Origin of the sequence: Paenarthrobacter sp. YIM B13468 (genome assembly GCF_042788025.1) — a bacterium.
Taxonomy (GTDB): Bacteria; Actinomycetota; Actinomycetes; order Actinomycetales; family Micrococcaceae; genus Arthrobacter; species Arthrobacter aromaticivorans.
This window is the reverse complement of sequence record NZ_JBHZPI010000005.1, coordinates 144,805-169,007: the sequence shown is the minus strand read 5'-3', so window position 1 is coordinate 169,007 and position 24,203 is coordinate 144,805. Positions and strand designations below refer to the sequence as shown.

18 protein-coding genes and 1 pseudogene are annotated in these 24,203 nt (G+C 61.3%); 6 read left to right on the top strand and 13 right to left on the bottom strand.

The genetic code is table 11. The features are described from left to right. Positions 1-10: 10 nt before the first annotated feature. Together ACFX4T_RS07070 and ACFX4T_RS07065 are read right to left on the bottom strand one after the other, a co-directional pair. On the bottom strand, positions 11-1,726 hold the full coding sequence (locus ACFX4T_RS07070) for an ABC transporter substrate-binding protein (protein WP_377651277.1): 1,716 nt from the start codon (positions 1,724-1,726) through the stop codon (positions 11-13). A gap of 117 nt (positions 1,727-1,843) precedes the next feature. Beyond that, a complete protein-coding gene (locus ACFX4T_RS07065) occupies positions 1,844-2,884 on the bottom strand; it encodes a LacI family DNA-binding transcriptional regulator (RefSeq protein ID WP_377651275.1) in 1,041 nt (346 codons plus the stop codon). A gap of 116 nt (positions 2,885-3,000) precedes the next feature. On the opposite strand from ACFX4T_RS07065, the gene ACFX4T_RS07060 reads away from it, so the two are divergent. Continuing rightward, positions 3,001-4,125, top strand: a complete 1,125-nt coding sequence (locus ACFX4T_RS07060) for a serine hydrolase domain-containing protein (RefSeq protein WP_377651274.1) — start codon at positions 3,001-3,003, stop codon at positions 4,123-4,125. Between the two features lie 77 nt (positions 4,126-4,202). Continuing rightward, positions 4,203-4,469: pseudogene (locus tag ACFX4T_RS07055) on the top strand (PfkB family carbohydrate kinase); the annotation flags it as partial. Between the two features lie 521 nt (positions 4,470-4,990). On the opposite strand, the gene ACFX4T_RS07050 reads toward ACFX4T_RS07055, so the two are convergent. The 4 genes from ACFX4T_RS07050 to ACFX4T_RS07035 all read right to left on the bottom strand — a co-directional run bounded on the left by ACFX4T_RS07050 (position 4,991) and on the right by ACFX4T_RS07035 (position 11,628). Beyond that, positions 4,991-5,371, bottom strand: a complete 381-nt coding sequence (locus tag ACFX4T_RS07050; RefSeq protein WP_377651349.1) for a hypothetical protein — start codon at positions 5,369-5,371, stop codon at positions 4,991-4,993. Positions 5,372-5,852: 481 nt separating this feature from the next. Continuing rightward, complete coding sequence (locus ACFX4T_RS07045; RefSeq protein ID WP_377651273.1) at positions 5,853-6,362, bottom strand: hypothetical protein; 510 nt, start codon at positions 6,360-6,362, stop codon at positions 5,853-5,855. An 18-nt stretch (positions 6,363-6,380) separates the two neighbouring features. After that, complete coding sequence (mobF, locus tag ACFX4T_RS07040) at positions 6,381-9,938, bottom strand: MobF family relaxase (protein WP_377651272.1); 3,558 nt, start codon at positions 9,936-9,938, stop codon at positions 6,381-6,383. Between the two features lie 490 nt (positions 9,939-10,428). After that, a complete protein-coding gene (locus tag ACFX4T_RS07035) occupies positions 10,429-11,628 on the bottom strand; it encodes an IS110 family transposase (protein ID WP_377651271.1) in 1,200 nt (399 codons plus the stop codon). Between the two features lie 677 nt (positions 11,629-12,305). Between ACFX4T_RS07035 and ACFX4T_RS07030 the strand changes: the two genes are divergently transcribed. Continuing rightward, on the top strand, positions 12,306-14,474 hold the full coding sequence (locus ACFX4T_RS07030) for a glycogen debranching N-terminal domain-containing protein (RefSeq protein WP_377651270.1): 2,169 nt from the start codon (positions 12,306-12,308) through the stop codon (positions 14,472-14,474). A gap of 244 nt (positions 14,475-14,718) precedes the next feature. Here the strand turns inward: ACFX4T_RS07030 and ACFX4T_RS07025 are convergent, their stop codons facing one another. The 3 genes from ACFX4T_RS07025 to ACFX4T_RS07015 form a co-directional block, all read right to left on the bottom strand. Continuing rightward, positions 14,719-14,946, bottom strand: coding sequence for a hypothetical protein (locus ACFX4T_RS07025; RefSeq protein ID WP_377651269.1), 228 nt, complete (start codon positions 14,944-14,946; stop codon positions 14,719-14,721). A 111-nt stretch (positions 14,947-15,057) separates the two neighbouring features. Beyond that, positions 15,058-16,545, bottom strand: a complete 1,488-nt coding sequence (locus ACFX4T_RS07020) for an aldehyde dehydrogenase family protein (protein ID WP_377651268.1) — start codon at positions 16,543-16,545, stop codon at positions 15,058-15,060. A gap of 26 nt (positions 16,546-16,571) precedes the next feature. Next, entirely contained in the window at positions 16,572-17,732 is a 1,161-nt protein-coding gene (locus ACFX4T_RS07015; protein WP_377651267.1) for an acyl-CoA dehydrogenase family protein, read from the bottom strand. Between the two features lie 437 nt (positions 17,733-18,169). Between ACFX4T_RS07015 and ACFX4T_RS07010 the strand changes: the two genes are divergently transcribed. Next, positions 18,170-18,631 carry a hypothetical protein gene (locus ACFX4T_RS07010; RefSeq protein WP_377651266.1) on the top strand — a complete coding sequence of 154 codons (462 nt, stop codon included), beginning with the start codon at positions 18,170-18,172 and terminating at the stop codon, positions 18,629-18,631. Beyond that, positions 18,621-18,941, top strand: a complete 321-nt coding sequence (locus ACFX4T_RS07005; RefSeq protein ID WP_377651264.1) for a helix-turn-helix domain-containing protein — start codon at positions 18,621-18,623, stop codon at positions 18,939-18,941. Before ACFX4T_RS07010 ends, ACFX4T_RS07005 begins: the two co-directional genes overlap by 11 nt. A 41-nt stretch (positions 18,942-18,982) precedes the next feature. Here the strand turns inward: ACFX4T_RS07005 and ACFX4T_RS07000 are convergent, their stop codons facing one another. After that, positions 18,983-20,230: a CaiB/BaiF CoA transferase family protein gene (locus ACFX4T_RS07000; protein WP_377651263.1), complete on the bottom strand. Its 1,248-nt coding sequence runs from the start codon at positions 20,228-20,230 to the stop codon at positions 18,983-18,985. Between the two features lie 1,045 nt (positions 20,231-21,275). Between ACFX4T_RS07000 and ACFX4T_RS06995 the strand changes: the two genes are divergently transcribed. Beyond that, the gene (locus ACFX4T_RS06995; RefSeq protein ID WP_377651262.1) at positions 21,276-21,584 is read left to right on the top strand and encodes an antibiotic biosynthesis monooxygenase family protein; all 309 of its coding nucleotides are present in this window, start codon (positions 21,276-21,278) and stop codon (positions 21,582-21,584) included. Here the strand turns inward: ACFX4T_RS06995 and ACFX4T_RS06990 are convergent. The 3 genes from ACFX4T_RS06990 to ACFX4T_RS06980 form a co-directional block, all read right to left on the bottom strand. After that, the gene (locus ACFX4T_RS06990) at positions 21,516-21,737 is read right to left on the bottom strand and encodes a hypothetical protein (RefSeq protein ID WP_377651354.1); all 222 of its coding nucleotides are present in this window, start codon (positions 21,735-21,737) and stop codon (positions 21,516-21,518) included. The genes ACFX4T_RS06995 and ACFX4T_RS06990 overlap by 69 nt on opposite strands. 110 nt (positions 21,738-21,847) lie before the next feature. Then, complete coding sequence (locus tag ACFX4T_RS06985; RefSeq protein ID WP_377651261.1) at positions 21,848-22,426, bottom strand: pyridoxamine 5'-phosphate oxidase family protein; 579 nt, start codon at positions 22,424-22,426, stop codon at positions 21,848-21,850. A gap of 147 nt (positions 22,427-22,573) precedes the next feature. Next, complete coding sequence (locus ACFX4T_RS06980) at positions 22,574-23,923, bottom strand: flavin monoamine oxidase family protein (RefSeq protein ID WP_377651260.1); 1,350 nt, start codon at positions 23,921-23,923, stop codon at positions 22,574-22,576. Positions 23,924-24,203 lie beyond the last annotated feature (280 nt).

Below are 24,203 nucleotides of genomic sequence, written 5' to 3'. Positions count from 1 at the left end.
TGTATCTTTCTTATTCGGTCGGGCGCAGGTCGGTGACCAGCGGAACTCCGGCGTTCGCCGATGTTGCATCGAAACCTGTCAGACCAGGGGCGAGGTAGTAGCTCAATGGGGCGCCGACGACCGGAATGGTCCAGGCCTGCTCGACAAGCCGGGCGTTGATCTGCTGCTGCAGTGCAGCACCTGACTTTTCATCTGCAGTCCGGTACTGGGTGTACAGCTCATCAAGTTTCGGATCGACCGTCTTGAACCAGTTGAAGGGCCCGGCCGGGTTGACGAAGCCGGAGTAGAGCGTGTTCATGTCCGCCAGCCCATAGCCGATGACAGCTGCAGGGTATTTCCCCGAGACCATGGCCGTGAAGTAATCCGGAGCCGCCGCCTGTGTGGTCAGCTCAAGTTTGACCCCGACCTGCTCGAGCTGTCCGCCGATTGCCTGGGTCAGTTTGTCGAGGCCAGCCAGGGAAGTGCTGAGAACCGGCAACGTGAAGCCGTCTTTGTACCCGGCGTCGGCGAGCAGCGCCTTCGCGGCTTCCGGATCGTATTTGTACTTCTCGTTGAGGTCCTTGTTGAAAGCAGCCTGTCCTTCAAGGGCGTACTGCGACAGGGCGAGATCCTCGGATCCGTAGAGCGCCTTGGCGATGGCCTTGCGGTCCACGGCCATGTTCAGGGCCTGCCGGACCCTGACATCACCAAGGGGCTTGGCGAGTTTTCCTTCGCGGTCGGCCAGGTTGATTCCGGACAGAGCCTGAGGCGGTGCGATGACCTGCAGCCCCGCTGCGCGTGCAGCCGGCAGGGTCGTGGAGTCACCGAGGGCGGCCTGTACTTGTCCGGCCTGCATTGCCTGCACCGTGGAGGACGGGTTTGCGATCACGCGAACGGTCACAGTGCTGAAGTGCTGACGTTCCGGGCTCCAGTACTTGGGGTTCTTCACGAACGTGTAGTGATCCCCGGCGACAGTCTGGGCAGCGTCGAGCATGTACGGCCCGGCCCCCGCAGTGGCCGCGTCAAGCGATGCTGGATTGTCCAGGGAGGCCGGGCTGATCAGGTAGCCAGCGCCGAACGCCTGAGCGAAGTAGAAGGTCAGTCCCGGATCAGGGCGGGACAACGTCAGACGAACAGTCAACGGATCCGTGACTTCGACGCTCTGCACCGAGGCCAACAAAGTCGCAGGAGTGCCGAGGGTCTGGGAACGCAGGTAGTCGAGGTTCTTCTTCAGCGCCGCGCCGTCCAGAGCGACGCCATCGCTGAAGGTCAGTCCCTGGCGAAGCGTCAGCTCGTAGGTTGTGTTGCCGTCGCCGACGTAACCCCACTTCTCAGCGAGCCCGGCAGAGAACGTGCCGTCGCCCTTCATGACAACCAGGGGGTCATAAGCCCACTGGTACATCGGAGAGTAGGCCGGATCACCGATCGCCGGGTTCAGCGAAGGCGGAACTACCGAGGTGGCAAAGGTGACAGCATCAGCGGTATACGGCTTTCCGGTCGCCGCAGCCCCGCCCGTCCCGTTGCCCGAGCATCCTGTCACGGCGACACCGAGAACCATGACACCGGCTGCAAGCACCGTGCCGCGACGTACTGCCGGCCTCGAAGATCCGCTGGAACCCTCCCGGAATCCTCCTGCAAAGAAGGACTTGATCCGGGTACTGAAACGCCGCGCGGCGCTGGTGCCCTCTCCGGACACCTCTTGTGGGGAAGCGATGCCCTTGGCACCGTTCACTTGCACTTCGTCCATTTTCATCCTCCGTTGGAATCCCACACCCGACACCGTTGCCGGGCTAAATGGATTTAGCAAAAAAGATGACATGTGCCATAGGTCACTGTCAAGCCCGTGAAGAAAATTCCTGAAGTATCAGGGGGTGGCGGCAGGCCGGGTTGAGTCCCGGTGCCGCAGGTGCATCGGTTCGAGGTGCTCGCCGACCGTTGCCGTGTTCGCGTCCAGTGCGATCTCCACGGCCCGGCGGCCCATGGCCTCGAAGGGAAGGGCCACGGTCGTCAGCTGTGGCCTCAGAACCGAGACGATGTCGTCGTCATCGAAGGAGACGATGGACACATCATCCGGGACGATGAGGCCCTGCTGGCGGAACCCTTCGTAGGCGCCGGCCGCGAGTGTGTCATTGAGGGCTATGACTGCAGTGACAGGGCCGTGCTGGCTAACTGCCCTGGTCGCCGTATCCAGGCCGGTTTCGAAGTCCCACACGGGTCGGTCGAGAGCCACCCGGATAACCTCCACGCCCGCGTTGGAAAAATCCGACAGAAGACTTTCGATGCGCCGGCGCACCGGCACGGTCCAATACTCCGGTTCGGAGGTGCCAAGGATGTGCACTCGGCGCTGGCCAAGCTGAATGAGATGGCGGGCGGCCTGCCGGCCACCGCCTTCCTCATCTGGCAGGACCGAGCTAAAGTCCCCGGGTCCGGGACTGCCGTTGAGGATTACCAGCGGAACAGGCAACGGACGCTCGGGCATCATGATCGTCCCGGTCACCGTCGCCAAAATCAGCGCGTCGACCTGGCGGTCCAGCAGGGCCTCTATGGCCAGTTCCTGTTCCCGCAGGTCACCTTCGGTTTCTGTCACAAACAGCGTGTGGTCCCGCTCCCGGGCAGCCCGCAAGGCCCCGCGGATCATCGGGCCTGCATAGCGCGTCGAAGCGATCCGATCGGAGACGAAGCCGATGGTCGCCGATTTCTCCATCCGCAGGCCTCTGGCCATCAGGTTGGGTCGGTAGTTCAGAGCTTCAGCGGCTTCGAACACCCGCCGTCGGGCATCAACACTCAACCGGGTATTTTCCCGCCCGTTGAGGATCAGCGAAGCGGCGGTCCGGGACACGCCGGCTCGTTCGGCGACATCAGCCAAGGTAATTCGGGGACTCATCGCTCCATTGTTGCCGGTCATGCGTTCCTACCAGGACGTGCCTTGACATATTTAGAAGAGGACATGAAACTAGTATTCGCTAAATCCATTTAGCTTCCAAGCTTCTCAGCGTTGTTTCCGCGAAAGGTCCACCAAAGATGCTCAACCTCAGCGGAGATGTTGCTCCGGGATTCGGTCCTGTCGCGGACGCTTTCAGGGAGAACTTCCAAAGCCGCGGCGATATTGGGGCCGCCTGCGCCGTCGTCGTTGACGGAACAACGGTGGTGGACCTGTTCGCCGGTGAATCCCGGCCCAACACGCCCTGGACTGCCGCAACACGCAGCGTCGTATTCTCCGTCAGCAAGGGCATCACCGCGATCTGCCTTCTCATGGCATCGGAACGAAACCACCTGGACCTCGATCGTCCCGTGGCGCAATATTGGCCGGAATTCGCAGCCCACGGTAAAGACCGGATAACTGTCCGCCAGCTTCTGGCCCACCGCGCCGGACTCGTTTATCCCGCGGCCCCGCTGACCGCAGCGGACCTTCGAAACTGGACTCCAACGGTGCAGGCTCTGGCTGCCCAGGTGCCGGAGTGGCAGCCCAATGAGACTTTTGCGTACCACCCCATCACCATGGGATTTCTGGCCGGTGAAGTGCTTCGACGCGCCACGGGCATGAAGCCCTCGGAGTGGCTTGAAAAGTACGTGACCGCGCCGTTGGGCCTGACGATTGCTTTCGGCGCCGACGGCTTGAGCGCCGATTTCGCGCCGATGATCCCCCCGGTGGCGGAAGAACCTCTTCCGTATCCTCCGCACGAATTGGTCGTGGCGGAGAAGGCCATGACCATGTCCGGAGCCTATGACGCGGACTTCTTTAACGGCGCCAACGGGGAAGTCTTCCTGGGGAGCGAGAGCCCCGGGGCGAACCTCGTTGCCACGGCTCGGGACCTGGCCCGTCTGTATGGTGCCACCGTCGCCGATGTCGATGGAACCCGCCTCCTGGAGGACGATTCCATCGCTCAGGCAACACTGCCGCTGTCCTGGGGGCAGCCCTTCTACGGGGCTGACGAGGGAAACGTCTGGGGTACAGGCTTCATGCTCCACTCCCGTCGCCGCCGCATGGCCGGCCCGGGCTGTTTCGGGCACGACGGTGCCGGGGGACAACTGGCATTCGCAAGCCCAACGCACCGACTCGGGTTCGCCTACCAGACCATCCAGGCGGGAAACCAAAAGGACTCCCGTGCGGAAGTGCTCTCACAGGCCCTGCTCACATGCCTGTAGTCCCGACTCCGTCCAGCCCGTCCGGAGGCATCGATCACGCGACCAATTGCATTGGCACAACCACCGGGAGGGCGTGAATGAGGCACCGCTCCATCCTTATCGTGGGCGAGTCGCTCATGGATATTGTTGCCACCGGCCAAGGGGCCACCAGCCATCCGGGAGGCTCGCCGGCCAACGTGGCAGTAGGACTTGCCCGCCTAGGACACGCAGTTTCGCTGCTGACGCGCCTCGGTCAGGACAGCGACGGCCACAGGATCCGAAGGCACCTCGAATCCGAGGGAGTCGACCTGGTCGAAGCGGACACACCGTCCAACCAGCGCACGTCCACTGTCACAGTGACTCTTAACGCCGACGGCTCCGCAAAATACGCCTTCAAGATCGAATGCTCCCTCCCTCAGCAAACGGTCCCTGGCGTCTTCGAGATCATCCTTACAGGTTCGATAGCTGCATTCGTGCTCCCGGGACCGGTGACCGTCCGGGCACTGTTCGAACAGTATCGGTGGGCTTTCACTGCTCAGCGTCGACCCAAATATCCGCCCGCAACTACTCCCCCTGGTTGCGCCGCGCGTGAGCTGGCGTCCCAGCTCACGCGCTACCCGCGTGGAAAGGACCGCGGACCTGCCGACGATCCTCAGCTGCCCATCGACTGGCAAGCTGGCGATGATGGCCTGGGGCTGCATCATGGGGCCTATGACGGCCGCGCACACCACATCGAGAGTGTTTTTGCTCTTGAGCTTCAACCAGGACCGCGACCCGTCGTAGGGCTGCGAGCCTCGCTTAAAGACCAGCCCTTCCACCCCTGTGGAGGGCAGATCCTGCAACCAGATCTTTGCCAGTTCCATGTCGGTGGTGGTGGGGGAGAGGTTCAACGGAGCGGTCCAGTCCTTGGCCAGTTCCTCGAGCAGCTGCCGGCGCCCCGCGAACGGCACACCCCGGACGTCCTGCCGGCAATGGCCAGCACGTCAAAGGCCGCGAAGGAGGCCGGCAGCTCACCGACCAGCGCCGGCAGATCCGCCCTGGAGGTGACCAAGCGGCGTTGCAACGCCTCAAAGTCCTGCCGGTCCCCGTGCCAGATGAGCGCCTCACCATCGAGGACCACACCGGGCGGGACCTGAGCCCGTACAGCTGCGCATAGCTCTGGAAAGATCCTCGAAAGTTCTTTGCCCTGCCGGGACCACAGCGTCACCCCCGCCGGATCCACCGGCGCCACCGTTCTATAGCCGTCCCATTTGGGTTCCGCCCACATTCCTCCCGGTAGTACGCCCCGCCCCGGGAAGTTCTTGACAAGTTTCGCCAGTGCAACAGCAACCGGTGGTTGCAGTGCCCGCGGGGTGGACTCGTCCATGGGGTCAGCCTAAAGGACCAAGGACCAGAAGGGGCGCCCGCTCCGCGGCCGACTGCAAAAGCCTCTTTTTGCCTTACATATGGCTGGGATGTTCTCCGTACAAGGCCACTGATCGTAGCCGTCCGGGGGGCCCGACCCGTCAACCCACGCAACCGGCCAATCCCACGCGGTCGCTGCGCTCCCTTATTTCGCCGGATAGCTCGGTCACTCTTCGGGGTTTGACGGCCCACCCTCGACCGGCTGCGGGAGGCCGGCTCATAACTGGATGGGTTTCGCGGTTATGCGATCTCGGCAAGGTGAGCGATGTTCGGCGTTAAAGCCCTGATTTACTCTATTACGAAGTTGGGCTTCCGGGTCTGGCTTGGGCAACGGACACACAGACCTATGAGACGGGCGGAGCCCAGCCCAAGACGTGATCGCCGTCGATGAAGTAGTTCGCTGGCCATGGACTGCCAGGCCGTATTTGTGCAGGATCCGGTCGGATCAAGAGGACGGATCCGGACCAGATCGGTTCAGGTAGCGCTTCGATCCAAGCGGGTTGGATGTAGTCGAAGCGGTTCCAGCGAATGCTGATCCAAGAACCTGTTGGCTGAAGGGCATCTACGCTGAGAACGGTGACTTCCGCAGTCGTCCCGCTGTTGTTCTTGAAGCTTTCGAGCTGCTTCCATCGGGCATCTGCTGTGGCCTGCCATGATCGTTGGCCACGAATGCGCTGAGCCCAGAACGACAGGATGACCAGAACCAGGACAATGACGGCCACAAGGAACCAGCCGGAGCCGGGAACTTCGTTCGTCATTGCCAGCAGCACGACGGCAAGAACCAAGGTTACCGCGCTTAGGATGACCAGAGCGGGTGTCGCTACCTTTGGCTTGATTGCTGGGTTCATCTGCATTCTTTCCCTCCATCGAGTTTAGAGCTGCCACCCAGCGCTGTTAAGACTTTGGTCAACCCCGGTCGCGTTGATGATGCTTGGATTAAGTTCAGATGGCGCGAAGTTCGCGGCATTGCGGATTGCCTGCTGAATTGCGCCCCACTGTGAGCGCTGCTCCCAGTCATACTCCGATGGAGCCGGGCCAAGGGGTAGGGGAGAGTCGCCCACGTTCCATCGGTCTCGATACACAGCTACCTCGCGGATGATCCTTGAAGCCTCGAGCGGATCAGGGCTGGGGCTAAGCATTTCCATCAAGGGCGGTGTCCACGATGGTTCGTCGAGTAGAGCAATTTTTCCAACAAATTCGGTTCGGTTAAGGATCCGGTGTCTTACCTGTGTGACTAGAGATCGGAGGTCTTCGCGGCCTAGCGAGAGGTGCTCGGTCAACGGATCGAGGGTCGACTGCGGCATCCCCGAACTGAACCTGCGTAGTCGGGAATGGACTACAGCGGCCGGGTCCTTTGCGGTGCTGTCAGATCGCAGCACTTCGGCCAACACTCGGAGACAGCCGGCGCGATTGACGTTGGACGCTTTTCGCCAGGCAGCGACTGTGGCTCCCCACGCCGTCGAGGCCTCAAATTCCCTCATTTTGCCGGGGAGCAGGCTGTCGATTGCTTGCGTCAGATCAACGCTGGCCGCTATTTGAGCCAGGTAGTCGTACTCGCGGCTGAGGCGCTCGAGGCTGTCGGCGTGGGAACGCTCAAAGTCGCGGACCTCGTGGGCTGTCCGTTCCGCGCCTTCCGCGGCCAAGACTTCGCCAAGAATGGCACGCCAACCCGATCGCGCACTGGGATCAAGGATTTCGTCTTCGTCGGGGTCATTCTCACTGACGTACGCCATATTGGAGAGCCGCCCACGGGTCATGCTCACATACAGGAGTTCTCTGGTGAGCCGGCCAGGGGTGACCACTACATGCGCCGTATCGACGGTGATGCCCTGGGATCGGTGGGCCGTGGTGGCATATCCAAGTTCAACCGATGCCTGCAAATATGAATCACTGAGCTCGATTAGCGCCCCGGTGTCCATCCGTCGGGCGCACAGTGACCTGTGTCGTCCATCCAACTCCTGCACTTCGAGCAGTGTTCCATTCCGAATAGACGAGCCGTGGCTGTCGCGAATACTTCTGTCGTTTTGTCGGGCAATGATGAAGTCGCCCCGGCCCGCGACCAGCCCATCCCTCAGGACAACGGTTTTCTCTGCGTCGGCTACGCCAAGGACCACCCTGTCTGTTTGGGCTCGTTCGTTGAGCATCCTGACCGTCTCGTTGTCCGGTCCAATAAGGACAGACAGGCGCCCACAAAGGACATCCGAATGCCAGGCAGAGTACGAGCAGTCCAGCATGTCCAGATAACTGCCATGGCTGATTCGTCCATGGTGCTCGTAGTCGGCAAGAACAGACGCACGGCCCGCACGAAGATCGAGCGAGGCTGACTTTTCCCAAGCATGCTCGAAGCGCCAAATCGAACTTAATCTTGAGGCTTTCCCCTGCCGATCGAGCCAGCCAAGAACTCCGCCGGCATCAATGGAATCGAGCTGCGCCGGATCACCGACCAACAACACCTTCGCCTGAGCCAGGTGGGCTTGCCGGACTATGGCCGCGAGTTGCTGGGTCGAAACCATCGACGCTTCGTCGACGACCACGAGCTGATTGGCTCTAAACGTCCACTGGGCCTGCTCTGCCGCCAACCGCGTAATCCGTTGTTCGAGGATTGACGCCGCGCTGCCATGAGGCACGCGCCCAGTGAGCCGGGATTCTGCATCGAAGAACGCTGACGCCCTATGAGCCGCTCCGCTACCAACAGATTCATAGAGCCACTTGGAAACGTTCTCCGTAACCATAGCGAGCTCGGAGCCAAGAACGTCAGCGCTCGCAGCGGCCGGCGCCAAACCGACCACACTGCCCACGCCGAATTGAGACTCCCACGCAGTCTTGATCGCACCGAGGGCGGTTGTCTTTCCCGTGCCTGCGGGGCCAACTACGGCGTCTAGTCGGCGGCCGCTCAGCAGGACTTCAGCTGCAGCGGACCTTTGGTCCGCGTACAACTCAAGGGTCCCGTCTTTTCTGTATGAGGCGATTGAGTCCATGGCGATATTCGCGCTGACCGCCGGGCCGCCGTCGTCGTTCCTCGCCGCAAGGATCTGATCCTCGAAGGCGAGGGTCGCCTCATCGGTGTAGAGCCGTGACCCGTGAAGGTCGAACACGCTGCTGTTCGCAAAGCCCAGATCGTTAGCAGCCTCCGTCGGCACGCTGTAACGATATTCGTTGAGCGGCACCGACTGCAGCTCCGCTGCTGTGGCGACAGCGTCGACCATCCCATTGCGGTCTACCGGCGATGCGCACCGGATCTCGGCGCAAACGCGCTCGGCTTCTGCGATCAGATTCCACCGATTCCATGTGGACCGCTTTGCCGCGACGCGCTGTCGCGTAATGAGCCCGACGGCGGCAGTCCAGTCAGGGGCGAAGTCCCTGGCGTGGAACGGGCGGTTGTGGGACCGCCGAATGGTGGAGGCAACGACGTTCTCCGGGTCGAATCCCTTGCTTGCGGAGCGGTCGCGCCAGTTGGCGGAAAGCTCGCGTAGGGGAGACGGTGTGTGTTCCTTCGGCGTTCTTGTCGAGAGCGTGGCCTGCTGCCGCAGCTTCACTGTGGTTGTGGGAGAGGGCCGGGTGCCGTGTTCAGCGGTCCACTCGCTCACTAACCGGTCGGTCTCGACGTCAATGAGCCTCGACCGGTTGGAGAACTCCCGGATGAGCGCGTCATCGATACCGGTCAATTGCTGGCTTGGGTTGTGCGTATTTTGTGCGGGAGCCCGCATGTCCGTTTCGGTCCCGAGATTCTGCCTCAGCGCATCGAAGAGCAGGCCGTTGTAGTGCTCACTCGCTGCTACGACTGCCTTGTACAGGCTCCGGGAGTCCAGGGTGACCCAGGCTGTGTCCGTGATGCGCTGGACACGGTTGGCGATCACGACGTGCGTGTGAAGTTGGGGGTCCCCTGCCCTTGACTCCCAATGATCGAAGGCGGCAGCGATGACCCCGCGTGTGCCGAGGTGGGCGATGCCGTTTCGTCCGGCGCGTGTGTTGACGACGAGTTCCTCGAGCCAGTGAAGTGTTGCTTCGACGGCTTGGTGGTGGGTCTCGAGGATCTGTTCTTGCAGTTGACGCGGGCTGAGCGCCCAGAGAGCGGAGACCGACTTGGGGACGCTGAAGGTGAGGTCGAAGCCAGCGACGGCATGCTTGTTGCTGATTTGTCCTTGACTACGCTGGGTCACGGTTGCTTCGCCGTAGGGTCGGCCCAGAGGCGCCGCCGTGTCTGGGTGCTGGGCGTCTTGAAAGATGGATCTAGCGTCGGATTCCGTCACCAGGTTGCCGGACGTTCTATTGATCCCGTCGAGTCCGCGACCGATCCATCGGCCCTGGGGTGTGCCGGTGGCGAGGTAGTAGCTGATGGTGTCCGGGGGAGAGGTTCCGTAATCGTCAAGCATCGTGGACTTGAAGAGGTACTTCAGGCCTGACTGGACTGACAGCCTGGCGATGGACATTGTCATCGCCGTGGCGCACCGGCTCGTGATCTGCCGGGCACCCAGCCGCGACGTCGGAGGATCCCGACTGTTGTGGGGTCGAGGGCGATTCCCTTAGCTCTGGATATGTGGACGAGGGCCGCGGCCACGTGAGCGAGGTCCTGGACGTTCGTTCGCTGGGCTCGTTTGAGCCGCAGGACTTCGTTGTGTAGGAGGCTGTTGCGTGTTTCCAGCTCGTCGTAGATCGCGTGAAGGCGTTCTAGCTCGGAGGACTGTGATCTGAGTTCCGTGATGAGGCGATCAATCCGCGTCTGGCATTGTTCTTCGCTGGGGAGCGCTGGCGGCTCGGAAGTCTTTCGTTTCACACCGTTTCATGATCCAAAAGTCGCAACTCAGCATGATTTCCGAGGTGGAACCGGGCTTTTTCGGCCTTGGATGCCAGAGGTGTGAAGTGAATGGCAGTGCAGGTGGGAGGGTTACCGCGGTGCGGGGGGTGTCCCTATGCTTTTCGTCAAGCGGCTTGGGCGGGTTTCTCCTCGTAGAGGGTGCCGTTTCTGAGCATTGAGTAGATGACGTCGCAGCGGCGCCGAGCAAGGCAGATGACGGCGGCGTTGTGCTTCTTCCCCTGGTCCCGTTTCTTTTGGTAGTAGGCCTTCGAAGCCGCGTGGTGGCAACTGGCGATCCAAGCGGATCTGAACAGTGCGTTCTTGAGCTGCTTGTTGCCTGATCGGGCAGGGAATTCACCGCGTATCGAGGTGCCGGAGCGTCGTGTGACCGGGGCAATGCCCGCGTAGGCCGCGAGGTGCCCAGCGGAAGTGAACGTGCCGGCATCGCCGATGGTCAGGAGTATCGTCGCTGCGGTCTTGATGCCTACTCCCGGCATGGACATCAAGACCTGGGAAAGAGGGAAATCATCGAGGAGCTTTTCGACTTCTTCGGCCACGATGGCTCGCTGGTGTTTGAGTTCCTTGATTTGGCCAGCAACGCGGGGAATGACCAGTTCGACGGCTTCGGTACCGATGACAGTGACCGTCTGCTCGCCCAGTGCGGCGAAGATCGCGTCGACCAGATTCCCCGGATCCTTCCGGCTGTGGTTTCTGGCCCAGCGCAGCACGTTGGACCGCCCGGCGGCCCGCAACCCGGTCGGCCCCCAGTACTTGATCAACAACTCCAGGACCAGAGACCGGGTCAGCACTGTTCCCGGGAAGACGCGCTCCAGGGCGGGGAAAATCTGTAGCAGCAGGGACCGCAAACGGTTGATCGCCCTGGTGCACTCGTGGGTCAGGTCAGCGTCGAATCCGGAGAGCACCTTCAGCGCGGCGAGCACTTCGCTGTCCCGGTCTACTGCCCGAAGGGTGTGCGGCATGGCACGTGCGGTCTCGGCAATGATGAACGCATCCCGCGCGTCCGTTTTGGACTTTCCGGGGTACAGGTCAGCGGCTTTGCGCATCGCTAGGCCGGGCAGGTATGCAACGGTGCAGCCGCAGTCCCGTGCCACGGCTATCGGCAGTGCGCCGATGGTGTTCGGTTGGTCCACGATCACCAGGACCCGACCGTGCTGCTGCAGACCGGTGAAAAGCTCGCGCAGCCGGGCCTCGTCCTGCGGCAACGGCTTATCGAATACCCGCTCACCGGTCGCGTTCAGCGCTGCGGCGTGATGCTCGGACTTGCCGACATCAAGCCCGCAGTAGACCTCGTATTCTTCGTCCATCCGGCGCTCCTTTGCACCACTTATGGCCGCAGTCACGACACCCGATGCTGGCACCCACGTTACAAAGAGACCTGGCCCCGCGGAAGGAGCCGGCCGTGTCCCTATCAGCAGTCAACGCGTGTCTCCGAACCTGGCGACAACACCCCCCGGATCATCAGTGACAGGGCAAGAAAGTCATACCAGGTCCAGCGACCAAATCCCCGGCCTTCGGGGACGGAATAAATGTAACGGGTGTACTGCTCGTAGCGCCGCCTGTTGTCAGCTCGACAACGTAGGCCAAGAGATGGAGGGCAGGGGACAGGGGGCTTCTCTGAGAGCCGTTTTGCCGTAGCCGATTGCAAGGGTTCAAAGCATGAACAGGTCCTGCTCGACAGCATGTCGTACTGTCGAGCAGGACAGCCAATTTCCACATCTTTCCGGCCGCGGCGGCGGGCTCCACGCCGGGCTGGGCGGATCGTCGTTTTCCCGGAACCCGCCCACTTTCACCCGGCAACGCCGACCAGCCGGAGGATTATTAGCGAGCCAAAGTATCCCCTGGAGGAGGTTTCAGGAGTCAACGCGGGGCTATAGCGTGGGAAGAGGGTCAGGCGTAGCGTCGATTAAACCAACGAAGGCTACAGGAGCACGCGAAGGCCTACGTTGGCTCTCTATGGATCAGACGCTGAAGGGACCCAAACGTGGCTGGATGGAATGCCGACACAGTAGCCGAGTCGCCTGGATCAGGAGCGGTTACCTTGGTAGAGGGCTCGTCTTTTTGTATTTCTCTACCGAATGGGGACATGGATCCTGCACTTCCGCATGGCTTGTTTGTTCAAGACACGCGCATCCTTTCCTGCTGGAGTCTCACCATCAACGGTTTGAACCTCGAGCCTCTGGCGGCAGGGGGAACGGAGCCGTATCGGGCGAAGTTTGTTTGCCGTGTTCCCCGTACCGACGGCCATGCGGATAGCCCTCTGATTGTCGAACGGCTGAGGGAAGTGGGAGCCGGAATGCTGGAGAAGATCACAGTTCGCAATTATTCGTTGGAGCCGTTCCACTGCATCATCCGTCTCAGTGTCGAAGCGGATTTCGCCGATCTGTTTGAAGTGAAGGAGGCGCGGATTCAACATCGCTGGGATGAAACCCGCCGGGCGAACGAAGATTCACTTTCAATCCGGGCCACTTGGGAGGATGTACGAAAGGGCGTCGATATAGAGTCCACCGGTGCCGTCGTCGAGCCGGGGAGTGTGACCTATCAAGCGGTAGTGGCGCCACGAAATTCTTGGACAACTGGCCTTACGGTGGTGCCAGCAACTGACGAAAAGGTAGGTTTGCGACCGTTTGAAAGTGCGGATGAGCACGGCTTATCCCCGCGAGATCGTCGCCGGCAGGAATGGGTGGCAAAGATTCCGGTGATGAGCATAGACAACCGCTCGATCGAGCACACTTTGCAGCGGAGCTACGACGATTTGGGCGCATTGAGGATTGAGGACCCAAATCATCCGGAACGGGTTGTGGTGGCGGCCGGCGCCCCTTGGTTTATGACTCTGTTCGGCCGGGACTCGTTGTGGGCTTCTGAGATGGCGCTTCCTGTAGACCCCTCTCTCGCCTTGGGCACCCTGCAAACCTTGGCCGACCGCCAAGGTAAATCTGTGGATCCGCTAACCGAGGAGGAACCTGGAAAAATCCTTCACGAAGTCCGGTTCGATGTCTCGAGCGGTTTAGCACTGGGTGGCAAGTCCGTCTATTACGGCAGTGTCGACGCGACGCCACTGTTCGTGAACACCATTGGAGCGCTCAGCCGATGGGGCTTCGCCGCTGAGACTGTAGCGAACCTATTGCCCCATGCGGATCGCGCGCTGGCATGGATCCGGGATTATGGAGACAAAGACGGCGACGGATTTGTTGAATATGAGCGCCTAAATGATCGTGGGTTGATTAATCAGGGCTGGAAGGATTCGTGGGATGGTATCAACTTCGCCGACGGGACTCTCGCGGAACCTCCCATAGCGCTTTGCGAGGTGCAGGCCTACGTATACATTGCGTATCTGTCACGCGCTTGGATGGCCTACGACGCTGGCGATGAGTCGCTTGGGTCCGAGCTAGCAGAAAAGGCGGAACGACTCAAGAAACAGTTCAACGAACAGTTTTGGATCCCGGAACGCGGATACTATGCAATCGCGCTGGATGGCAAGAAGCGTCAGGTCGACGCGTGCGCATCCAACATGGGCCATTGCCTTTGGATGGGCATCGTGGACACCGATAAGGCCCCCTTGGTCGTCGACCGGTTGATGTCGCCTGAAATGTTCAGCGGCTGGGGCATACGGACCCTGGCCAGTGATATGGGGGCCTTCAATCCAGCCAGTTATCACAATGGTTCGGTGTGGCCACATGACAACGCGATCATCGCGACCGGCCTCTTACGGTACGGATTCGTAGCCGAGGCGCAGCGCATTGCAACCGCTCTGTTTGAGGCGGCGGAGTACTCTAATGGTCGGCTTCCCGAGCTATTCTGCGGCTTCAGCCGGGAAGCGTTCCCGCGACCCATACCTTATCCTGCTGCTTGTTCACCGCAGGCGTGGGCAGCGACTACCCCGATCCACCTGGTGATAAGCCTACTGAGGTACGACGCCCATGTTTCCCGCGGGGGTTTGTGGATGGACCCGGCCATTCCGGAGTCATTCGGCAATCTGCGCATCACAAATGCACCTACGGGCAGAGGTCCCATCTCTATCGACGTAGTCAATTCCAGGGCCACTGTCCGGGGACTGCCAGAGGGCCTGACGTTTAAGCAGGGCCATCGGCCCTGGATGACGGAACTTGTGGAACAGACTGGCCTTCTACGGAAGGCAACTAATGACGGCTAGGCCAGAGGCAGCTTTCGGGTATGTGACGCGCAAGAGAATTTTAGACGGGTTGCCGAAGGTTCCCCCCGCAAAAGGCCCGGGCTACTTCTATAGCCGACAGTACTGGTTGGCCCGGTCACTGGCCCGGTGCTGCAGTTAGGAGCCGGTCGTGAGGTACCGGCGGCCAGCATCGCATGCGGCGGGGTGAGTTGGCCGAGCCGGGCAAAAGATGGCCTTCATAGTATCCAGTCATTCGGTGGCAGCCTCAATGACGATGTCGGCATAGGGCGCCACGGAGTCCAGGTCGGCGCTGAATTCGAGCTGATCGAAGGGGGCGCTCAGCCAGCTCGGCGTTCATCTTGCCGGACTTCACCAGTTTATCCATGCGTTCACGTAGTTGGGCCGCGGCGTGCTCCAGGCGGTCTGTCGCAGACGTCCTGAACTGCTGGGTGTACCCGGCGAGGGCAGGGATCTGCGCGATACGCGATCGCATGGCGCCAGCGCCGAAACGAGAATGCGCGCGGTGGTGGTAGTGGGTTGCATTATTCTTCCCATTCGGTGGGAAGGGGCCTTTTGGAGCTGTGTGCCGGGAACGCTGGGGACCCTAGGCGCCGGCACCCCGGAGACTGGACCTGCGGCCGCCCTGGAGGTAGACAGTGGTTGTGTGCGTGTAGAACTCTTTGGCGCTTTGTCCCTGTTCCTTGGGCCCGTAGCCGCTCTTCTTGGCTCCGCCGAATGGCACGTGCGGATCGGCTCCGGCCGATTCGGAGTTCACGTGCAGGATTCCGACGTCCAGCTCGTCCATTCCCTCCAGTGCTAGGGTGACATCCTGCGTGAACAGTGCTGCAGAGAGCCCGAATTCGCTGTCATTCGCCAGGTCGAACGCGACCGTCGTCGAGGCTGCCCGGCGGACGCTGAGGACGGGGCCAAACAACTCGTCACGCCAGACATCAGCGTGGGTTGCCTCCCTTAGTTCCAGAATCGTGGGGGCGACGAAGTAACCGGCGGCCCGTGCAGTGTCTTCATAAGGGAAGCCCCCTGCTAGTAGACCGGCGCCCTGGTTCAAAGCCGCGTCCATGCCGCGCAGGATGGACGTCCGCGCGGGACCGCTGACCAGTGGCCCCATCTCGGTGGAGGGGTCTGCAGGGTCGCCCACAATCAGGAATTGGGCCTTGGCGGCCAAACCGGCGAGGAAGTCATCGGCGACGGTGTCTGCGACGATCAGCCGAGACGTCGCCGTGCACTTCTGCCCTGAGGAGCGGAAGGCGCCCAAGATGACTTGTTCTGTGGCCAGTTCGAGGTCCGCGTCGGCCAAAACAATGGCGGCGTTCTTTCCGCCCATCTCTGCCTGGATTGGGACGCCGTGGCGAGCCGCGGCGGCGGCCAGGGTGCGACCTACGCCGGTGGATCCGGTGAACGACAGCCCGTCCACCGCCGGGTGTTCGACCAAAGCTGTGCCGATGGAGCCCGGCCCAATCAGCAGATTCAGCACACCGTCGGGCAACCCGGCCTCTTCCAGCGCTTGGGTCAGCCGCATGGCCAGCAGGGGCACCGTGCTCGCTGGCTTCCAGACGACCGCGTTGCCATAGGTCAGCGCTGGGGCGATCTTCCATGCCGGAATGGCGATGGGGAAGTTGAACGGGGTCACGACTCCCACTACCCCCAGCGCCTTGCGTATGACGAAGATTTTTTCGCGTCGCCGTGGGGACGAGTAAACCGCATCGGCTTCGCGGTCGCCGTTGTTGCCGTAGTAACGGAAAATTTGTGCGGCGCGCAGCACCTCGCCCTGGCCCTCGGCAAGTGTCTTTCCCTCCTCGCGGGCCAGTTCCAGCCCCCAGACCTGCGAGTACTGTTCCAGGATCACTGCCGAACGTGGCAGCACTGCGCCGCGTTCGTGGGCAGGGGTGCGGGCCCAGCCATGCTTGGCGGCGTCGGCGCTTGCCACGGCGCGTTCGACGTCGGCCGGTCCGGCCTGCAGTCCGTGAGCCACCGTTTCGTCTGGGCGGGCAGGGTTGACGGAGGTGATGATGCCTCCGTCGCCCTGAAACCAGGTGCCCGAGACGTAATGCTGCAGTTCGACTGATGTAGTCATCGCCATGTTCCTTTGCTGGCCACGGTTCAGCGGAAGGCTGGGATGCCCGTGATGTGGTTGCCGAGGATCAGCGTGTGGACCTCATCGGTGCCCTCGTAGGTGCGCACCGATTCCAGGTTGTTCGCGTGGCGCAGCGGTGAGTATTCCAGCGTAATGCCGTTGCCGCCCAGCATGGCGCGTGCCTCGCGGCAGATCCTGATGGCCTCGCGGCAGTTGTTAAGCTTTCCGACGGAGATGTGGTGCGGCTTGAGCTGACCGGCCTCCTTGAGGCGCCCAACCTGCACCGCCAGAAGCATCCCCTTGTTGATTTCCAGGGCCATGTTGACCAGCCGTTCTTGGGTCAGCTGGTAGCCCGCCAGCGGCTTGTCGAACTGTAGCCGTTCCTTGGAGTAGCGGACGGCCGTCTCGTAGCTGTCCCGCGCGGCCCCCATGGTGCCCCAGATGATGCCGTAACGGGCTTCATTGAGGCACTGGAACGGGCCGCGGAGCCCTTTGGCGTTTGGCAGGATCGCCGTGGACGGGAGGCGGACCTCGCGAAGTTCAATGTCACACTGGATGGAAGCCCGCATGGAGAGTTTCGGCTCAATCGGGGCGGCCTCAAAGCCTGGGGCGTTGGTGGGAACGATGAACCCACGGACGCCATCGTCGGTCATGGCCCAAATGATGGCGATCTGGGCTATGGAGGCCATGCCGATCCAGCGCTTGGAGCCGTTGATGACCCAGACGTCGCCGTCGCGACGGGCAAAGGTCTTCATGCTGCCCGGATCGGAGCCAGCCGTGGGTTCGGTCAAGCCGAAGCAGCCGACGACGTCGCCCGCGGCCATTTTGGGCAACCACCGGTTCTTTTGCTCCTCTGAGCCGTGCTTGTAGATGGCACTCATAACCAGCAAGCCCTGCACGCTGACGAAAGTGCGCAGACCTGAATCGCCTGCTTCAAGTTCCATAGCAGCGAGGCCGTACTCCACGGCGGAGCGGCCGGGGCAGCCGTAACCCTTCAAGTGCATGCCCAGCAGGCCCAGCCCGGCCATCTCCTTGATGATCTGCACGGGCAAGGCCGCCTGCTCATACCAGGTGGCAATATTGGGTCGGATGGTGCTGTCTACAAAGGACCGCACCTTGTCCCGCAGGGCAAGTTCTTCCGGGCTGAAGAGGGAGTCAATGTTCAGCAAATCAGAGGTTTCGTTCATGGTGTTCTGTTCTCCAAGGGTCTTCAGTGCGCTCGTAGACAACCGCGAGCGCCGCTGGGACTTGGTAGGCCGCGAGGGCCAGGCGGACCTGACCGCCAGCCTCGGAACGCAGACTGCACTGGCCCGGGCGGCTGCGCAGCCGGATGCCCTCCCTTCCGTCGTCAAGGCCCTGGCTCGAGCGCTGGGGGGGTGGGTGGCCTATCTCCCGGCAGACAACGCTGCGGAAACCGTGTGGCCTATAGACAACCAGACGATAGTGCGGCAGTTGCGTAGAGAAACGTCGCGGCTTGATATGGCGGTGACACACTCCGCCTCCACCTTTCAGATCCATGGCACCGACGTCGTTGAATATCCCGTGCTGGTGGGCCGCCGTACGGTCGGGTTCTTGGCAATTGGTGCAGGGCGCAAACTGACGCGGGCCGACCGGCAGGGTCATTATGACCGTGTGCGTCCTGCTCTCGATCAAGGCCGCCCAGCAGCAGGAGAGCGACGCCACCGTTGCCGCGCTCGGCTCGGCCGTCACAAAGCTCTTTCTCACCGGACATGTTGACGCTGGCCGGGCTCTTGCCCCGGATTTGGGTATCACGGCACCCGTCGGAGCCGTGCGGGTCCTGGTGGTGCGGGGCGGGACCGATGCCGCTGAGGATTCTGGCGAGCTGGAGGCGCGGCTGCGTGCCGCGACAGGCTGGCCGCAGGCCGCAGGTGCCCTGCGTTCCTGCCGCCTGAGCCATCTGGACAGCGGAATTCGTTACTACCTGCTGGACGCGGAATACGACGCCGGCGACATGGCCAGCAGCGAGGTGGACGCCACTGCACCGGATTTCCGCGCCGCTGCCGGAAAACGTCGTCGTCACAGCTGTGCTCGGCCGGCCGATGCCGCTGGCGCGTGTGCACGATGAGGTCAGGCAGCTGGCCGCCATGGTGCGTGCGCTGGACGCCGGGCAAATTATCGACGTTCCGGAAGGGGCCCTTGATCCGCGAACACAAGGCTGGGTGGCGGCGCTGCGCGGATATCAGCGGGCGGATCTGATTGGCAGCGTACGCGCTTATCTGCGCCACCGGGGCCAATGGGAGGGCGCGGCCCGCGAGTTGGGGATCCACCGGAATTCGTTGCGACACCGGATGGGAATTGCGAAGGAACTGCTGCAGGCCGATCCGGACGATCCCGATGTAGCGGCGAACCTGTGGCTGGCGCTCCGCTGGGTGTAACGCCTGCATCGCTAAGCGTGCTCCGTCAGCCGTGGATTTGTTTAGCGCCGTTCGTGAGGCATCGTGTCTACTGCGGAACTGCTGGCGCCGTTGACCAGCCAGGCCCTGATCGTGTCGCTATGCTCGCCCAGTGACGGCGGTGCGACCGCAGGCAAGGAGATGGCCGGGATCCACGTGATGGGATGGCGGATCTGTCGCCCAACGAAATCGCCTGCGACATTGCGGACCTCGATAGTCGGTTCTAGACCTAGAGACTCGGCGTAAGCAATGCCTTCATCGATGCCTGCCACATGGCCGACGGGAAGGCCCGCGTCGATGAGCTTGTCCTGCCAGATGAGGGCAGAGGACGCGGACAGGGCGTCCTCCAAGATGGGGACCAATTCCGTGCGATATTCCACGCGGGCGTTGTTGGTGGCAAATCGGGGGTCTTGGGCTATCCCAGCAATACCCAAGACCTGGGTCAGTTTGGCGAACTGCCCGTCATTGCCACAGGCCACTGCCAGCGGCGCATCCGCACACTGGAGCAACTGGTAGGGCACTATGGAAGGATGGGCGTTGCCCAGGCGCTGCGGCACCGTCCCCGAACCCAGAAAGGCTTGGCCCTGGTTGGCCAGCGCGCCTTGCAGACTTGAGAGCAGGTTAAGCTCCAGATGGGCGCCGAGCCCCGAGACGGCGCGGGCTGCGAGGGCGGCAAGGACGCCAATGGTGGTGTCTTTGGCTGTCAGCACATCGACCAATGCGACGCCGGCTTTGATGGGCCCGCCATCCTTTTCGCCGGTAATGCTCATCAGGCCGCCCACAGCCTGGATGATGAAGTCATAGCCCATCAGTGAGGCTCCACCGGCGCTGCCAAAGCCAGAGATGGATGCATAGATTAAGCCGGGGTTGCCTGCAGAGAGCTCAGCGTAGCCCAGACCCAGTCTATCCATGCCGCCGGGCTTGAAGTTTTCCACTAGGACATCGGCGCGCATGGCCAGCTCCCTCGCCAGCTTCCGGTCATCGGGCTTAGCCAAGTCCAGGCATACGGATTCCTTGTTGCGGTTGGCGCTGTCAAAGTAGGTAGCCCCGGTGGGGGAGAACGGTGGTCCCCAACTGCGTGTGTCATCACCGGTGCCGGGGCGCTCAACCTTGATCACCCGTGCGCCCAGATCCGCCAACGTCATGGTGGCCAGCGGACCGGCCAGAACCCGGGAGAAATCGGCCACAAGCAGACCCGACAACGGTCCGGCGGGCGTACCCCTCTGATGCTGTGCGGCATTCCGGTTGGCGGAGCCGGGCGTCGGAGTCATGGGAGTCCTTTCGTGGATCGCCGGCGGCGGCATCGCCGTGCCGAGGTACTTGGGTCAAGGATTCGAAGCCTAACAACGCATTTCCGCTCAATCATTGGACGAACCGTCCCTGCGCTAGCCGCTTTGTACAATCAATGATGCCCATCCATGGCGATAACATACTCGCCTGCTGCTGGGCGATAGGTGGCGTGATGGAAGCTGACCTTCCGATTCAGGTACGCCCTGATTTAGCCAGACATCGGCTCTGCTGTGAGCCAGGAGCCAGCCGCACTCACAGGGTCTTCCGCGCAGGCGGCGTGGATGCCAAACTTCGGCTGCGTCGAACCGTAAAAGGAGGAGATTTCGACGGGCGAGTACGGACGGGGCCACAGGGGTCAGTGCGGTCTCCGTGCAGCGGCGTTCGAGGAGGCAGCCCGGCACATGTAGTCTCTGGCGGAGTTTCGAAACTGCGGCGTTATGGTTCTGGAGCGGATGACGTCGTCCGATCCTGCGCCCGTTGCGGGCATTCGTCCAGCTTCCGGGCAGCTCTGCAACACTCGTTTGGCATGTGTAGTCCCAAATCAAAGTCTGAACTGCGTAAACACGGCAGGACGGACACGGACCGTTTCTCTCATCTGTTTGAACTCGTCCTACTTTTAACGCCTTGGCCATAGGTCTGTAAAGCTATAACGTCTGCTGGCGCCTTTGTAGGCACCAACGGAGAGAACTGCTCTCCGCGTGGGGTGTGCCCTTTCGAGGACGAGGAAGCCTCGGCGTGGTACTGCGCATTGCTGAGATCCTGCGGAAGGAACCGTCAGTGGCATTTTGCTAGTCGTCGCCACCCGGAACCGCAACCTAGCCGAGCATCCGGACGCTCCTACTTTGGATGCTGGCGAAGGGACGGAGCGCCGCGGCCTTCCGCGAGCATTCGTTTCCAGGCCAAGAAGTCCGCAAAACCCGGGGGTGATCTCGGGTGCCGCTTTATCGGTCCCGTTGACAACGGGCTCCTAACCGAAGAATCTGTCAAGACGTACTTGATGAAAGCCGATCCTTCTAGGAGGTCCAAATGATGACAGTTGTCAGTACCATGCAGCTCCAGCCAAGCTCAGAAAGTGAGTGGGATCAGCTAATCAGAGAACGTTTCAGATCAGCCCACGACAGGGAAGGCTGGATTTCCGGACAGTTGCTTTCACCTGCTGATGCACCCAACACTCGGGTCATTGTGGGGACCTGGAGGAGCCAACGTGACTGGGAGGCTTGGCACGAGGATCCCGCCTTTCTCTCCACGCGCGCAAGGCTCGACGAACTACAGCAGGTAAACCATCAGACTGCTTGGTACGACGTCATCGAGGACGCCCAGGCAATCGACGACTAGTACGTGTAGGTGGGTGTAGGGCAGATGCCGGTGGATCGTTGTCTGGCTGAGCTCCTCAGACACGGCCAGGGCGGCTTCGAAACCCTCCGTGTCGGTGCGTGGCGACAGCAGGGCGGCCCGTCCCGCGACAAGCCTTTTCACTGCGCTGCTCACACTGTGCTGCTGCGCCGGGACGTTGCTTTCCGCTGCTGGCGTCTACCAAGCGAACGTTTGAACTCAGGGAAGGCATCCATGCACGGTCCCGTTGTCAGACAGCCGGTAGTTTAGGGCGCGACCCACATGGCTTTCCAGCTGTCGTGGTTGCGGGTGAACTGACACCTCTGGTGTGGGTAAGACGAGACGTCAAGCCAATCAAAGCGCTCGACGGTGACGTCGACAAGGCCGAAATGTTCGTAAAGCTCGCCAGAGTCAGGGGAGTTTCGATGGATCCCCATTGGCGGGCCTTCGGCATGTGGTAGCTCGGTGCCCGGTGAAATGGTGGTCTTGAAGTGGTGGCGGGTGCGGGGGCGTAAATTATTCCAGAATTCCCTGCGCCGTATTTCATCTGTGTTGATCAGTGCCCTGCCCTCAATGCGCACTTGCACGGATTTGTCCGCATCGTATGCACTCAGCGCAACCGGGGCTCGTTCGCTTATCTCCTTGGCTTTCTGGGACCGAAGCTCGGTGATGAACGAGAGCTTTCCATCCTCAACCCGGCGGACGACCACGCCACGGACCTTGGGCGCTCCGGTTCCGTCGACTGTGGCTAGCTGCAGGATCGTGAACGGTGTACGGGCTTTTGTTGCCTCGAGCAGCAACTGACTAATTGTCTGAAAAACCCTATCGAGGCTGGTATCTGGCACGATCTCCCCTTTTGGAACTAGCGGAAGGACTCTGTCTAGGTTAGTTGTTGTTCGACTATCCGTTCCTCGGACGTGTGTATCGGATCGGTATGGGCGGCGCGAACAGCACAACCGCGATCCCGATTTGCGGTCCGTCGATCGGCCGGGTCAAACGCCCATCGTCTGATGCGCCGATCCAGGCTCATTCACTAGCTGACCCGTCCTGGACGAGTATCTACGGGGGGAAAGAATGGACTCTACAGCACGTTCGGCCGTCTCGAGGGCACCCTCGATGTATCCAGGGAAAGCCAACGAAACATCGGAGCCGACGAAGTGGACTCGCCCGAAGGGTTCCCCTAGTTCCTTATGAACCCGGCTGAACTGCCCAACGCGTGGAGAAACCCATGGACCCTCGAAGAGCGGATCGCCTAACCAGTCGTGGTAGTCCACGCCGAGGGTGTCAGCTTCCGGCAGATAGTGATGTACGGCGTCTTCAACTGCCTTGACATCCGTCGGATCGAATGAGCTGGAGTCAGTAAAGCCAACCAAAAGACGTTCATTTTCGGTAACTGCACAATAGTCGTAAAGCGTTGGAAGGACACCATCCCCGATGCACGCGACCCCCGGTTGGCTCCCACGAACGTGAATGATCAGTTTCAGCCCTCGACAACCGTGTCCTTCCTCAACAACTAGGCGGCGTCTTTCCGGAAGCGGCGGCGAAAAGGTGATCTTCTTCCAGGTGTTCATGGGCGTCGCCACAACTACCGACTCTGCTTCAAAAGTGTCGCCATTCTGGACAGTTACTCGTGTCGTGGAGGTCGATTGATCTATCTCCGTGACGACTGTTCCCAGCTTGAGATGGGGGACATCTCTCCTGATTGCACCCACTAGTTCGCCTGATCCATTGGTGAACACTTCATCGATAGAAAGGACGACGCCCAGCAAGCTGCAGTGATGAGCAGCGATAAACTGCATCGCCCACAACGCACTGGACTCATGGGCTGGTTGACCCATCATGTTCCACGCCCAGGAGAGCAGAAGTTGCTTAGAGACTGGCGGAAGATTGAGGGCGTCTACGTAGTCTCTGAGCGGTATGTCGAGATCATCGAGCCCCTGGTTTTCCAAGCCTTTAACTAGATCAATCCGATGCGCATCCTTGAGCATCGTGTAAATGGCTGCTTCAACCGCGACGGCCTCCGAACCAGGGACGGGAAACGCTCGGTTTAGGGCAGTGGGCCCTAGCTGGTGCCTGAAATGTGTGAACTCGGCAGCTGCAGTTGTCGGGACTGCATACCTATCCAGCTCAGCAGCAAGACGCGGGTGATGCTCCCGATGTAGGTAAGCCCCTCCCATTTCGACCTGCAGATGCTCGGCCGCCGCGGATTTTCTGGAGTAGGCGCGGCCGCCAATGCGGGTCCCACCTTCCAGGAGCAGCACTGTCTGCCCTGCAGCCGCGAGGTCTCGAGCTGTCTTCAACCCGCCGAATCCTGCTCCAACCACAATTGTGTCGTATGACAAGACATTTCCTTTCTAGATAGTCGTCCATGCCTTTTTGTGCGCGAGCATGAAACGCTGTGCCGGTCCGGTCGTGGCTCCGCCGCGCCGAAAGGAACTTCCGCGAGCGGACCGCTCGTTTATCGGTCGTCTGCACGGCGGTACGGAGCCCTACGGACTCAAAACACGGCTCCCAGTACGGCTCACGTTCTAAACGGAGCTCGAACATAATAGATTCTCGCCATCCTCAGCGCAGCACTCCTGTTGCTCCGATGGGGCCACCTTGGCGAGTAATTCTAGGTTC